The sequence below is a fragment of the Anaerococcus sp. Marseille-P3915 genome, assembly GCF_900258475.1.
Taxonomy (GTDB): domain Bacteria; phylum Bacillota; class Clostridia; order Tissierellales; family Peptoniphilaceae; genus Anaerococcus; species Anaerococcus kampingae.
On sequence record NZ_LT984887.1, the window covers coordinates 1501747 to 1516174 of the forward strand.

The 14428-nt window shown below is 36.7% G+C and carries 12 protein-coding genes; 5 read left to right on the forward strand and 7 right to left on the reverse strand.

Annotated elements, in window-relative coordinates:
• Window positions 1-57 precede the first annotated feature (57 nt).
• The 5 genes from C8269_RS07435 to C8269_RS07455 all read right to left on the reverse strand — a co-directional run bounded on the left by C8269_RS07435 (window position 58) and on the right by C8269_RS07455 (window position 4382).
• Complete coding sequence (locus tag C8269_RS07435; RefSeq protein WP_106461052.1) at window positions 58-414, reverse strand: DUF956 family protein; 357 nt, start codon at window positions 412-414, stop codon at window positions 58-60.
• Between the two features lies 1 nt (window position 415).
• On the reverse strand, window positions 416-1354 hold the full coding sequence (locus C8269_RS07440; protein ID WP_106461053.1) for a PTS system mannose/fructose/sorbose family transporter subunit IID: 939 nt from the start codon (window positions 1352-1354) through the stop codon (window positions 416-418).
• A gap of 9 nt (window positions 1355-1363) precedes the next feature.
• Complete coding sequence (locus C8269_RS07445) at window positions 1364-2182, reverse strand: PTS mannose/fructose/sorbose transporter subunit IIC (RefSeq protein ID WP_106461054.1); 819 nt, start codon at window positions 2180-2182, stop codon at window positions 1364-1366.
• Between the two features lie 8 nt (window positions 2183-2190).
• Window positions 2191-3195, reverse strand: a complete 1005-nt coding sequence (locus tag C8269_RS07450) for a PTS sugar transporter subunit IIB (protein ID WP_106461055.1) — start codon at window positions 3193-3195, stop codon at window positions 2191-2193.
• Between the two features lie 197 nt (window positions 3196-3392).
• Window positions 3393-4382, reverse strand: a complete 990-nt coding sequence (locus C8269_RS07455; protein ID WP_106461056.1) for a Gfo/Idh/MocA family protein — start codon at window positions 4380-4382, stop codon at window positions 3393-3395.
• A gap of 1106 nt (window positions 4383-5488) precedes the next feature.
• Here C8269_RS07455 and C8269_RS07460 point away from each other — a divergent pair.
• The 4 genes from C8269_RS07460 to C8269_RS07475 all read left to right on the forward strand — a co-directional run bounded on the left by C8269_RS07460 (window position 5489) and on the right by C8269_RS07475 (window position 11224).
• Complete coding sequence (locus C8269_RS07460; RefSeq protein ID WP_106461154.1) at window positions 5489-8344, forward strand: insulinase family protein; 2856 nt, start codon at window positions 5489-5491, stop codon at window positions 8342-8344.
• Between the two features lie 101 nt (window positions 8345-8445).
• Window positions 8446-9546 (forward strand): 5-bromo-4-chloroindolyl phosphate hydrolysis family protein, encoded by a 1101-nt coding sequence (locus C8269_RS07465; protein WP_106461155.1) that lies wholly within the window; start codon window positions 8446-8448, stop codon window positions 9544-9546.
• A complete protein-coding gene (locus tag C8269_RS07470) occupies window positions 9543-10655 on the forward strand; it encodes a toxic anion resistance protein (protein WP_106461057.1) in 1113 nt (370 codons plus the stop codon). Before C8269_RS07465 ends, C8269_RS07470 begins: the two co-directional genes overlap by 4 nt.
• 287 nt (window positions 10656-10942) lie before the next feature.
• Complete coding sequence (locus C8269_RS07475; RefSeq protein WP_106461058.1) at window positions 10943-11224, forward strand: kinase to dihydroxyacetone kinase; 282 nt, start codon at window positions 10943-10945, stop codon at window positions 11222-11224.
• A gap of 58 nt (window positions 11225-11282) precedes the next feature.
• Here the strand turns inward: C8269_RS07475 and C8269_RS07480 are convergent, their stop codons facing one another.
• Window positions 11283-12119 (reverse strand): DUF4300 family protein, encoded by an 837-nt coding sequence (locus tag C8269_RS07480; RefSeq protein ID WP_106461059.1) that lies wholly within the window; start codon window positions 12117-12119, stop codon window positions 11283-11285.
• Between the two features lie 133 nt (window positions 12120-12252).
• On the opposite strand from C8269_RS07480, the gene C8269_RS07485 reads away from it, so the two are divergent.
• A complete protein-coding gene (locus C8269_RS07485; protein ID WP_106461060.1) occupies window positions 12253-13659 on the forward strand; it encodes a hypothetical protein in 1407 nt (468 codons plus the stop codon).
• 36 nt (window positions 13660-13695) lie between these two features.
• On the opposite strand, the gene C8269_RS07490 is transcribed toward C8269_RS07485, so the two are convergent.
• On the reverse strand, window positions 13696-14376 hold the full coding sequence (locus C8269_RS07490) for a M48 family metallopeptidase (RefSeq protein WP_106461061.1): 681 nt from the start codon (window positions 14374-14376) through the stop codon (window positions 13696-13698).
• Window positions 14377-14428: the final 52 nt, after the last annotated feature.

Here is a 14428-nt window from a genome sequence, read left to right on the forward strand (position 1 = left end):
AGTAGATGAGTTTGTGCTTTTCATCTACTTTGTCCTCAGTCTAAGCCCGATTAGGACCTATCTTTTAAATATTTTCTTTACATAATCCATAAGAGTGAGAGATTTTCTTAATTTATCATCCGGAAGATACTTATTTATAGCCCTTAAGACTTTTTTGTTGTCTTTGGTGTTGAAGATAAAATCGCCGTTTGCCTTGGTGTGAATGGCAAATCTGGATATTTTCTTATCAAGTATTACGGATGCTGTTATGAGTTTTATTTCCTTATAGGGAATCTGTATAAAATCTCTTACATCTCTTTCGTTATAATATTCTATAGCCTTATTACCTATAAGGAGGTCCCCCCTGCTGAGGAGACCTCCCAATAGATTAGCCTTTATCTTAAGATCGACTTTTGAATTTTGGCTTTGAATCATCTTACATTATTCTAAAGAATTTAGCTATTACACCGATTACAAATAGGGCTAAGATTATTGTAATTGGAGAAACATTTTTCTTTAGTAATTTACAAATACCTAGGGTTAGTAGAAGTGGTACTAGACCAGGTATTAGTGAGTCCAAGTTTTGTTGTAAAGTCGTGACTTTTACTGGATCTAGGGCTGTTGGTCCTATTGCTGAAAATTGTTTAAGGGCCGCTTGGATTCCTTCAGCTCCTGCTGGTAGGGCTGCCCAGTCAATGTATGAACCTGGTTGTTGTTGAACAGCTGATACATCTAGGGCAAATTTGATTGATACCCATCTTTGTACTAGGGCACCTACTATAAACATACCTAAAATTGATGCCATGGTTGTAATCCTACCAAGGACACCGCCTGAAAGGTCTTTTGTTATTTCATTACCAGCCTTATAGCCTAGCTCTTGGGTTTGCCATTCAAATATCATTCTTAGGGCATTCCAAAGAATAAAGAATAAAAGTGGACCTAAAGGAGAACCTGTTAGGGCAAGAGATGCACCAAGGGCACCTATGATTGGTCTAAAGGTAAACCAGAATACTGGATCTCCTACACCTGCAAGAGGTCCCATCATACCTACCTTAACACCGTTTATTGCCGCATCTTCGATTGGTGTACCATTAGCTCTTTCTTCTTCCATAGCTAGGGTTACACCCATTACTGGGCTTGATACGTATGGGTGGGTATTATAAAATTCTAGGTGACGCTTAAGGGCATCAGCTTGGTCTTTTTTATCTTTGTAAAGTTCTTTGATGGCAGGAATTATAGAGAAAGCCCAACCACCATTTTGCATTCTTTCATAGTTCCAAGATCCTTGTAGGAATTGGTGTCTCCACCAAACCTTAACACGAGCAGATCTTGAAAGACTTATTTTTTTCTCATTATTTATTGTTTTATCAGTCATAGCTTCTCCTTAATAATCATTGATTATATCGCCAAGTGGGTCACCGCTTCCGGCATTACCACTTCCACTATTAGATGTAGCTAGTTGTTTTAGGGTCATGTATACTACTGCTAGTACGCAACCTATAACACCTAGAGCAATTAGGGTTAGGTTTGGAATTGCAGCAAGTACAAAACCTAGGGCAAAGAATGGCCAAGTTTCTTTTGTACTCATCATATTGATAACCATAGCATAACCTACAGCTGCTACCATGCCGCCGCCTACTGCCATACCACCTGTTAGCCATTCTGGCATCCTATTAAGAGCTTCTGTTACAGCTGCTGGTGGGATAAAGCATAGTGCTAGAGCTGGGACAAGGATACGAAGACCTTGCATAGCTACTGCTATCCATGAAAGGGTTTCAATTTTGCCAAAGTCAGCATTTTCTGCTGCAGCATCCATACCGTGAACTAATGGAATAGCTAGAGTTCTGGCAAGCATTGTAAGGAATAAACCTGCTACTGATAGAGGAATAGCAAGGGTTATAGAAGTGTTAATAGCTGTAGTTGGATCAGCTGTTCCACCTTCTAGGGCTAAAACCATGATAATAGCTGAAGCAACTGATGCTAAAGCCGCATCTGGAGCAACCGCAGCACCGATATTTGCCCAACCTAGGGCAATCATTTGAAGTGAACCGCCAAGTATAATACCTTCTCTAAGATGGCCTGTTACAAGACCTATAAGGGTACAAGCAACAAGTGGTTGGTGGAATTGGAATTGGTCCAAAATACCTTCACAACCAGCTAGGAAAGCTACTAGGCCGATTAAAATAATATTAAAAATACTCATAATTTCTCCTACATATTTAATTCGCTTTTAGCTTTTTTGATAATAGATTCGTAATTTTCTGGGCTGTCAGCTGGTACTTTTCTTACATCGTACTTAACACCCATTGACTTAATCTTCTCAAGAGTTTCAACATCGTCCTTGTCCATGGCAAGTACATTTGTAACAACAACTTTGCCCTTAGAGTGAGCCATAGATCCGATATTTACAGTATCAAGCTTACCACCCATTTCCAAGAATTCTAAAACCTCTTGAGGTTTTTCAAATAGAAGCAAGGCACGAGTAGCCCCAAATCTTGGGTCATCTTGAATCTCTTTCATCTTCTTGATAGGGACAACGTGAGCGTGAACTCCTGGAGGAGCAGCCTCCATAATCATTTGCTTACGAAGAGCATCGTGAGCAACATTGTCAGATACAACAATAATCCTGTCAGGCCTTATAGCCTTAGTCCAGTTACTTGCAACTTGACCATGTAAAAGCCTAGTATCAATTCTTGCAACAGGTATATCGATTTCACCTGTACCAAGAACAGTACCCTCAGGAATAGTTCCACCTACCATCTTCTTTTCAACTTCGCTATCTGTCTTAGCTTCAGCCTCAGCTGCCTTTTCAACAGGATTTAGGCTGTCAGGCTTAGCCTTGATGCCCTCCTTAGCAGATGTAATGATTGTAGTTGCAATCTTATGAGCAGATTCTTCAGTAAATCTCTCGCTAAGAGCCTCTATAACCATTGGAAGGTTAAGACCTGCGACAATAGCCCACTTATCTTCGTGTCCATCAAGAACAGCAGAAGATTGGTTAAATGGGGTACCTCCCCAAAGGTCGCATAGGAACAAAACTTCATCGCAATCGAGTTTTTCGATAGCAGCTTCTAGATTTGCCCTAAAGTCATCTGGCCCCATAGAAGGTTTAAGAACAACCGCTTCAAACTTATCTTGATTTCCAAAAATCATTTGAGCAGATTCCTTAATACCCTCAGCAAAGGCCCCGTGGCTTGCTAGGATAATTCCTACCATAATAACTCCTTTCTTGTATAAAATACAAATATTTTGATTTATTAAACAGTTATAAAAACTGATTTAATCCTAAATCACCGATTCCAAAACTTAAAACCTCTAGAACCTTTTAAAATACACATAATATCTTAAATCTGTCCAATAAACCTTATGTTAATTATAACATAATTCATTTAAATTAAACAAATTTTTAACAACTAATTCTCATCAGATGGGAAAAATATGCCCGCCTCAATCCTAGCTTGATTTATAGCTTCGACAGTTGCCAAAGTTAAATCAGCAAGGTCATTTGCCTTTTTGTAATTCCTGTCTTTTATAATTTTATCAAAGTCAATCCATTCATAGTAAAGTCTAGACTTAGTCCCATCAAGTTCTAAAAGCTCATCATCCTGACCCTTAATAGAAATAACAGCTGTGTCAAAAGAATTTAAGGCATCCTTAATAGTAATAGTTCCATGTTCTCCTTGGATAGTATTTAAAAATTCTGCAGAAGAATCCTTAGCCCCTATACAAACAGCCTTAAAATCTCCATAATCCATAACCATGACTCCAGAAGTATCGATAGAATTTTCAATATTTGGAAAATATTTCACATCCTCTGGCACGCCAAAAAGATTAATCACATAATCAATATTATAAACATTGAGATCCATAAGGGCTCCACCAGCATGACCAAGGCTAAAGGCTGGGGCAATCTCCCCCTTCTTAAAGGCATCATACCTAGATGAATATTGGGAATAATTAAAAGAAACAATCTTAAGCTTACCCAAATCCTTTATCCTCTCCTTAACAGCAAGAGCATTTGGATTAAAACGGTTACTCATAGCTTCAAGGACGATTAGATTTTTCTTTTCAGCCTTCCTAAAAATCTTAAGGGCCTGGTTGATATCAGCAGTAAAAGGCTTCTCACAAATAATATCCTTACCATAATCAAGGGCCTTATCCATAACCTCATAGTGGAGATTATTAGGAAGAGCTACATAAACAACCTCAACCTCATCATCAGCTAGAAGCTTCTCATAATCAGTGTAATATTTATGAATTTCATATCTTCGGCATAAATCTTTGAGTTTATCCTCACTACGGCTAGTAGCCGCAATAGCAAGAAGATCAATACCATCTATATCATTTAAAAAAGTGAGCTGTTCCTTGACAATTTTCCCAGCCCCAATAATTCCTAATTTCATAAAAATCCTTTCATTAAGTATTGTTATATTAATACCCAAAAAAGCTAGACTTTTATACAATATAAAATTATTTTAGGGGCTTGCCCCTAAAACCCCTACTTTATTATCCAAGACAATATTATTATGAGGTTTAATTCTTCGTTATTTTATCTTTTATTAAATGATTATTATTTACTATTGAATCTCCGTCTCAAGGGGAGGCCCAAGGACCCTTTCGCATGGGTCCTCATTGCCCTCCCCCTTAAACCCCTCCCCGTTACACCCCCAGGCGGCCCCTAAAGCGGGGAGCATGAACAGAAGCTTGCCTTCGGCAAGCCTCTCTTGGCAGGCATAATCCTTTGTTTTAGCCATCCTAATTCTTACTAGTTTTGACATTCCGATGCCTAAAAATCTCAATCTAGTCCAAATTTATGTTTTGTATATACCCTACATCTTAGTAGTTACAGAAATTTAATATTCACTCGTGCGTCAGGAGATTTTTTTAACGACATCTCCATTTACAAAATCTCCCGACCTTTGGGGATATAGTTCTGTATTCTGAGAGAATATTAACGTCAAAGTAGATTTAAGACTCGTCTGCCTTTGACAAACTTTGCGATTAGTTGTTTAGAGAATAGAACTTTAAGATATACTTAATTAAAATCGTTAATTATTTCAAATCAAGTCGGCGTCCAAAAATTTTGTTGAACGAAACGAAGTGGAGTGAATCTAAATTTTTAGCTGACGAGATTTGAAATAATAGATTTTGTACCAGGATGAATAGCAGTCAGGTCTAATAAAGAAGATTGCCAGAGGCAATCTTCATTTTGCCCTCTGCAAGAGTCGCTTGCGGGGTGTAACGAAGTGGGGGTGTAAGGGGGAGGGCAATGAGGACCCATGCGAAAGGGTCCTTGGCCCTCCCCCTTTGGCGAAGTCATCAGCTTAATGACAATAATTTATTATGATAAAAAATTACAAAGAATTAAAGTAAATATTAATATTATCTTGGATAATAAACCAACCATCTTGGATAATAAAACAGGGATTTTTAGGAGAAGCCCCTAGAATACTTTATCTTGGATAAAAATGGTATAATTATCTTAAAAGCAAAAAGTAAAGGATATATAATGAATAAAAATTACGAATTAATTAAAAGTGAAGGCTTTGATAAGTTAGGGATCACTGCCTTTTACTACAAACATATAAAAACTGGGGCGAGGATTGTCTTTGCCAAGTCGACCGATGCTAATAAGACTTTTGGGATTGGTTTTAAGACTCCTCCTACAAATTCTAAGGGCATGGCCCACATTATGGAACATTCTGTTCTTAATGGGTCTAAGAAATATAGGACTAAGGATCCCTTTATGGATATGGCTTCTTCGAGCCTACAGACCTTCCTAAATGCTATGACCTATCCTGATAAGACTGTTTTCCCTGTTTCTAGTGAAAACGACAAGGACTTTAGAAACCTAGTTGATGTCTATACAGATGCGGTTTTTGCACCCCTTGTCCTTGAAAAAAAGGAAATCCTTGACCAAGAGGGTTGGCATTTTGATCTTGATGACAATGATAAGGTCGTCGGCGTATCTGGCGTAGTTTATAATGAAATGAAAGGGGCTCTTTCTGATCCAGAAAGCCTTATCTCAAATGAAATAAATTCTTACCTCTATAAAAATAGTCCTTATGAATACGAATCAGGTGGAAATCCTGCTGATATCAAGGATTTGACCTTTGATGACTTTGTGGACTTTTACAAAACTCACTACCACCCATCAAATGCCTATATCTATTATTATGGAAATATAGATGACATCGATGCCTATCTTACAAGGCTTGATGAGGAATATCTAAGCCACTATGATTATAAGGATATAGACCTTGCCATAGAAGTTGTGGAAAATCATTATGAAGCTCCAATCGAGGGGACTTATCCATCTGCAAGGGAAAATGAAAACGAAGACTACCTATCCTATGCCATGCTCACCCACTCAAGCCTGGATATAAAGGAAACACTCACAGCAGCTGTTCTTGTCAATGCACTTTTTAATATGGATTCATCAAAGATTAGGCTAGAAGTCCAAGAAAAATTATCACCAGAATATTTCTATGCAAGAAATACCTACGGCAACCGCGCTGGCCTTATCATCCAAGCCCAAAAGGCTGATGGCTATAAGCTAGATGATTTTGTAGACATAATTGAAGATGGCCTTAAAGAAGCAAGCCAGGGCCTAAATAAGGAAGCCCTAAAATCTGCCTTTTCTCTCTTTGAATTTGGTCAATTGGAAAACCTAAATTCTGTAAATGCAGGCCTTACTTATTACCTATCCATGTCCTTTGACGCAGATCCTTTCGAAGTATTCAAAATCGTTGACTATCTAAAGGAATTAAGGGAATTAATAGATACAGATTATTATGAAAATTTCATCAAAGATTTCTATATAAATAATCCTACAAGGCTAATTCACCTTTCAAAGCCAAGCATGGACTACAACAAAAAGAAAGACGCCGAATTTAAAGATTTTCTTGCTAGGGTCAATAGAGAGATGTCTGATGAAAAATTAGAAGAGATAAAGGCATCTCTTAAGAATCTTGAGACCTACCAAAATAGGGAAAATACCGAGAAAGAAAAGGCCACAATCCCAGTCCTTGACCTAAGAGATGTGCCAACAGCAACTGTAAAAGTAAAAAGACTCGTTGAAGAAGAAAAATTCCAATATGTTTTCAACGACCTAAATACAGCAGGCCTAATCTATACAGAGCTTTATTTTGATATCAACCACCTAAGCCTGGAGGACTTAAAATACGCCCAAATCTTTGCAGAGCTTGCTGCATCAATAGATACCAAAAATATATCATATACAGAAATTGACGATATAATCTGGCAAAAACTTGGTTCTATCAATTTTTCAATAACAAATTTTAGACAAGGACCAGAAAAGATTGACAGGAATTTCAAAATCGGTTTTAAAACCCTAAGGGCCTATGCAAAAGATGCCATGAACCTCGTAAATGACTTTGCCTTTAATTCTATTTTTGACAATAAGGCGAGAATCCTTGAGCTTTTAAGGATTAGAAAGTCGATATTTGAATCAAGAATGTATGATTCAGGCCACATGATAGCTATAAATAGAAACAATTCACACCTAGATAAGGCTGCCTTCATCCAGGAAAATATAACAGGTCTAGCCTATTATGACTTTATAAAAGATGTCATCAAGCTTTGCGAAAATGATTTTGAAAGTCTCAGAGAAAAACTAGAGAAAATTAGCAAGAAAATCTTTACAAAGAGCCTTTCAATTAATATTGCGGCAACTAAAGAAGATTACCTAATAATGAAGAATGCAATCAATGATAATCTAGTAAATCTTAAGGATAAGCCAGAAGATGTAGAAATTGACTTTTCGCCAAAGCCTGTAAAAGAAGCCATCGCATCAGATGCCAATGTAAATTACGTATCAAAATCAGCAAAGCTTGATGCTAAAAGCTTTAAAGGCTCTTACATGCTAGCAAGCTCTATAATTTCAAATCCTTACCTATATTCCCTAATCAGAGCCAAGGGCGGTGCCTACGGGGCAGGAATGACCATAACAAGGGCCCTAAACCTTGCAACTTACTCCTACAGGGACCCTAATATAGAAAAAACCCTAGAAGCCTATGACCAGATTCCAGAAATCGCTGCAAGTCTTGAAATGAGTCAGAGAGATTTTGACAACCAAAAAATCTCATCCATGGGCTCTATCCTAAGACCTAGGTCACCAAAACAAATGGCAGATAGCGATTATTCCTACTTTAGGATCAAAAACGCAAAAAAAGAAGATGATATCCTTGCTGAAATCAAGGCTACAAAAATCGAAGACATAAAAGCTATGGCAGATGATTTCAAAAAGGCCATGGACCTTAATAATATAACAGTTTTTGGCTCTAGGGAAGATATATTTGCCATCGAAGACAAGTTCGATAAAGTTATAGACCTAAAAGATTGATATATTGAATTTTTCAAAAAATAATCTTAAATATATTAAATTCTATTTAAATTATATTGAGCTAGCGTATAATGATTATAGAAAATGAAAGTGAGAGAAAAATGGCAAAGAAAAATAATAACTTTAGATTTGACCTAGACGATTTAGATTTCGACCTAGATAATATAGACTTTGCCTCAATCGGGCAAAAAATTAAAAATTCAGTAACATCAGCCATAAATGGCTTTAGCAGAGGATTTTCTACAAATCTACCAGCCATAAGAGACCCAAATGTGTGCGAGCAAAAAAATCCAATTGGTCCAGGAAGGGTTAATGGCCTTAAATTCTTTGCAGTCATTATTGGCATTACCTGCATTAGTATAGGTCTAGATGAATTACTTTATATGGGCTTAGCGAATTTTATATTTAAATCATTACTAATTGCTGTAGGGATAGGAGTACCTATCTACATGTGGCAAATAGCCAATAACAACAAGCGCCTAGCCATAAACTATTCTAGATTTAAAAGGGAGCTTGGGACAAACACTATTATTTCAATAAAAGACTTGGCAAGTGCGGTAAGCCAGAGTGAAAAACAGACAATCAATGATTTGCTATATTTTATGAAGCAAAACTACTTCAAACAAGCAAGAATTGTTGAAAATGATTCAATTTTCATCCTTGATATACCAACCTTCAAGCTCTACAAGGAAAAGATAGCAGGCCTTCCTTACTATAAGAGGGAAGAAATTACAGATGATGTGTCAGTTGAAGATATAAACAAGGACCAGGCAGAAAATATAATCACAAACTCAGACCAAATCCTTGAAAAGATGAACAAAGCCGGATCAAATATAAGGTCAGAATCCTTTAAGGCCAAGCTTTCTGTTCTTTTCACAAATATAGCTGACATCTTAAACATAGTCAAAAAATATCCACAAAAGGCAAGTAGCCTTACAAAATTTAACGACTATTACATGCCAACCTCCCTCAAACTAATCGAATCATTCGAAGAATTTGAGCTGATGAATACAGATGATATAAAGATTAGAAAGGCCATGGCAGAGATTGAAAATTCAATCAAAACCATTGCTGAAGCCTTTGACAACATCAAGGTAGACCTTCTAAGCGACAGGGCTATGGATGTAAAAACAGACATAGACACCATAGAGCTAATCCTAAATCAAGAAGGCCTACTAGAAAATGATTGGAGTGAAAAATGAGTGACATCAAATTAAGCCTAGATGGCGCAGAAGAAAACGACCCAAAGCTAGAAGCAATCACAAATGATAGCCCAGACTTGATTGAAAATAAAATCACATTTTCAGAAGCAGAAGAGAAGATGATAGATGAGTTTTCCAAAAAAATTGACCTAGAAAATACAAATATCATCTTGCAATACGGCTCAGGAGCCCAAAAGAAAATCTCAAACTTTTCCGAAAAAACCCTAGACACAGTAAGAAACAAGGACTTAGGAGAAATCGGAGGCCTGCTTGATAAGGTAGTTGTTGATATCAGACACATGGAAGATGATGAACCATCTGGCCCACTTGGCTTTTTCAAAAAAGCCACCAACAAGCTAGAAGACCTCAAAGTCCGCTACCAATCAGCCGAAAAAAATATAAATGACGTAGCAAAGGTCCTAGAAAATCATCAGATAACCCTTATGAAGGATATATCAATGCTAGATCAGATGTATGATTTAAATGAAGACTACTACAAGGAAATCTCCATGTACATTGAGGCAGGAAATAGAAAGCTAGCCGACCTTTACAAAAATGACATCCCAGCCCTAGAGCTCAAGGCTCAGGCAAGTAACCTCCCACTAGATGCCCAAAAGGTAAACGACCTAAAGGCCCAGGCTAACCGATTTGAGAAAAAGCTCCACGACCTTGATCTAACAAGGATGGTATCAATCCAGATGGCTCCACAAATAAGGATGGTCCAATCATCAAACTCTATAATGGCAGAAAAAATCCAAACAACCATAGTAAACACCATCCCACTCTGGAAAAACCAAATGGTCCTAGCCCTAGGCATGAACCACACCGACCAAGCCATAAGAACCCAACAAAGGGTAACCGACCTAACCAATGAACTCTTGAGGAAAAACGCGGACACCCTAAAACAAAACACCATAAAAACCGCCAAAGCAACAGAACGTGGAATAATAGACCTAGAAACCATAAAACATACAAACGAAGCTTTAATAACAACCATAGAAGAAGTAAGAAACATCCAAATAGAAGGCAAGAAAAACCGAGAACAAGCCAAGGCCGAAATAGCAAACCTAGAAGCCGAACTAAAAAGAAACTTGACACAAAGAAACTAAGGTATAATTTATAAAAGTAAGCTTATCGGTTAAAGAAAATCTATTGAAATAACTATCCTCATTACTCAAGAAGCTTGCCGAAGGCAAGCAACCTTATTCGCCCTCCGCTAAGGAGCCGGATGTGGGGTGTAACGGGGAGGGGGTTTAAGGGGGAGCCCAATGAGGGACCATCCGGAAGGTCCCTTGGGGCTCCCCCTTGAACGAAGAGAATCGATAAATAGATACTGTTCATCATGATATAAACAATTAAGATGAAAATAATTTATTTTGAATAAGGGGGACTAATAATGCACGAATTTAAACCAGGCGAAAAAATCGAATTCAAATTTGATTGCCAAATGTTAATAGCAAGAACAGACAAAGACCTAGACGAAGATGAAATCTTTGACTATATATCAGACAACCTAGAGGGTGATTCCCTACTTGCAGTTGGGGATGAAGACTTAATAAAAATCCACTTCCACTCCAATAAACCATGGGAAGTCCTAGAATACGCAGCAAGCCTAGGCGATATACACGATATCGTGGTAGAAAATATGCAAAGACAAGCAGACGGCTTGCAAGGATAAAAATAAACCCAGTTATTAAGCAAAACTTAATAACTGGGTTTTCTTTATATTTCAACATTTATTCAATGTATTTTCCATTATCCATAATAAAAGGTGGAGCCGCTTCTGGATCTATGAAGTCCTTAAACTTATCCTGCAAATACTTATAACAAGCATCCTTTGTAGGGAATTTTATGGCTTGATAAGGTTCCTCAAAGGAGATTTTTTCTACAAAAAGATATCCCCCATCTATTTCAGTCAAAACTCCAATATGGCCGATAAAAAGCTTATCTCCGTCTAATTTGTCATGGATCATGACAGATACTAGGTCAAATTTTTCTGGATAGGTCCAGTTCTGATAATATTTTTCGGCAATCTTGCCCTGGACAGATGGGTCTTTGGATGATTCTGTCGGAATGCTTGTAAAAAACTCCTTAAATTTCGAAGTTTCATCATCGTTAAAGATTTTTCCTTTTTTTATCATATCGAGGTCTGTAAAAAGCATGGAATCATCGATTTCTGTTTTATTTTTATTAGTAAGCTCATCTCCACTAAGCAAGAAAGCATTTATCCTACAATTAGTATCTACTAAATCTTTTCCATCCCTCTTCTCGATAATTTTGCCAGTATCATAGGTCTTATTTATATCCTTGATAAAACCATCAACAAGCAAGTCACTACCAACAGCCTCATTATAGTCCTTAACAAGCTTCATAAAGCTATCTACCCTATCAGGTTTAATTTTGCCCTTAAGAGTATTTTCTACAAATTTTTGGCTGTCTTCATCAGCCATATTGCTAAGACTTAGCTCTACTATCTGATTTTGAATTTCTTTTCCTTCTTCGAGACCTTTATCCTTTTGGCTACATGCTCCTAAAATTATAGTCATGGCAAGGATTGCTAATATTTTTTTCATTTTTTCTCCTATTTTATAAATATCTTATATTATACCAGAAATAATTTCCAGTTTTTATTTTTATTTGCAAGAAACTTTTTACATATTAAAGCAATATGATATAATTATCTTAACAAGAAGAAAGGATGCGAACATGAAAAAAATTCTATTAAGTCTTTTGACCCTGACCCTAATGCTTAGTGCTTGTAATAACAAGGGTAGTGTTAAGAAGGAAAATAGCAAAAGCGATATTGAAGCAAATTATGAAACAGATAGCAGTGTAGATTCCGCTGAGTCTAATGATGAAGATGGCCTAAGTCTTGGCGAACAAAAAAGAATTATCCTAGATAGAGTAGAAGTAAAAGACCAAAAGGCTAAAAAATTTAAGGCAAAACAAACAGATGATATCTTTAAAGAACTTGCTGGCAAAGAATTTTCAAACTATCCTGCTAGTGGGTCTGAAAGAATTTATTTCCGAGAAAATGGTAATGTAGACGGAGCAGCCCTTTATGGCAATGGTAATATGTTCTCATCTACCCTATATAAGGCCAAATTTGACCTAGTCAAAAAAATTGATGACCTAACTTATGAAATAAAACTAACTAGCCTAGACTATCAAAATCCAGTAGATAAGGAAGAAAAAATCAACAAGAATGGTTATGAATATATCCACAACTTCGTAAGGTCTCCATATTTTGATAAAAAAGTAGGTCAGACTTTTAAAATCTATTTGCCTAAAACAAAGGTCAGTTCCTTAAAAGATAGGGACATAATGTCCATCGAAGGTACAGATAACCACATAGCAAATGGCCAAATCAATGTTTTTGCCCTAGCGGGTAAGGATAAAAACTCTAACAATGAAGACTTTGTAATAATGTCAGAATTAGTAGATAAGAAGATGAAAAGCGCCAAAAAAGATGACAAAAATTACCTTGCTTACTTTGAAGCAGGATGGAAAAGATTTATAGATGAGGTAGCTAAAGAGAAGGATAAAAATACTGATGATAAAACAAATCCTGGTGATGAAAATTTTGATATCCTAGCTAAAATGATTCTAGATTCCTATGAAATGGATACAGAATCTGGCAAGGACATTATAAACCTAGATAAGGCTCAAAAATTCTTAAAAGAAAATGCTGGAATCTTTGCCGATATGAAATATGCTGAGAAATATAAAGATAGGTTCAAGGATATAGGCATAAGCGGCCTAGATTTAAAAGCTGACAAAGACCAACCAATCATAAAAATAAGAGGATCCTATGTCGATGAAGCTGAAATAGAGCCAGAAAACGGCAAATTTGGCCTATGGGATAACTACCTAAGGGCAAGGCTAAATTCAGGCGAAGATATAATAATAAAGCTCAAACTCCTAGGAAATAGGCTTAACTATACTTATGATGCATCTGATGGATCTAAGGTAGTAAATGTTTGGGCCCTACCACTAGGCGTCTATAAAACAACAGATGATAATGGCAAAGAAATAAGAGTATTTGAATTTGTCAGTGGTAAAGGCGTTCAAGATCAAGCTTATAAACTATTTGGAGATGACTACAATAAATAAGATAACAAAAGCCGGCAAAATAGCCGGCTTACTTTTTTAGGGCTTAGGCTCCTTAAGTAGGGCCTCAGCCTTTTTATATTCTGGAAAAAAGCTTTCCACCAAAGCATAAAAGCTCTTGCTGTGGTTAGGTTCAAGCAAATGACAAAGCTCATGGACAAGGACATAAGTTAGGCAGATGGGCTCATACTTAGCAAGATTTGTATTAAGCCAAACTCGCTTCTTAGAAGTATTACAAGACCCCCAACGAGTCTTCATCTTTCTGAGTCTATATTCATCAGCTTTTAAGCCTGTCAATTGTTCAACTTCCTTAATAGCATCATCTTTCTTAGTTTTTAAAGATTTTCTATAAAAATCATCAAGGAGCTCATCTTTTAAAGCCCCACTTAAGTCCCCCTTATAAAAAAATATCATCTTTGAATCACAAAGCTTAAAAGTATTTTTATTATCTTTAATAAATTCAAGCTTATAGGCCCTGCCCCAAAGATAAATAAGCCCCTCATCCCTGGTATCCCTAGCCTTAGCAAACTTAGCTTGATTTTTAATAATCCAATCTTTCCTAGCAGATACAAAAGCCTCAAGGTCCTTATTACTGACGTGGGAAGGAGCGGAAAGAACAAGATCTCCAAAAGGCGGAGTAACCTTTAAAATTATATTTTTTTGATTTTTTCTCTTTCTTAGAGAAAGAGAGAAAGAAGCTATTGTCCTTTGGGTTTTCATAAAAAATTCCTTTTTTCCTATCCTAGATAGGAGTATTTTTTTCTTTATTATC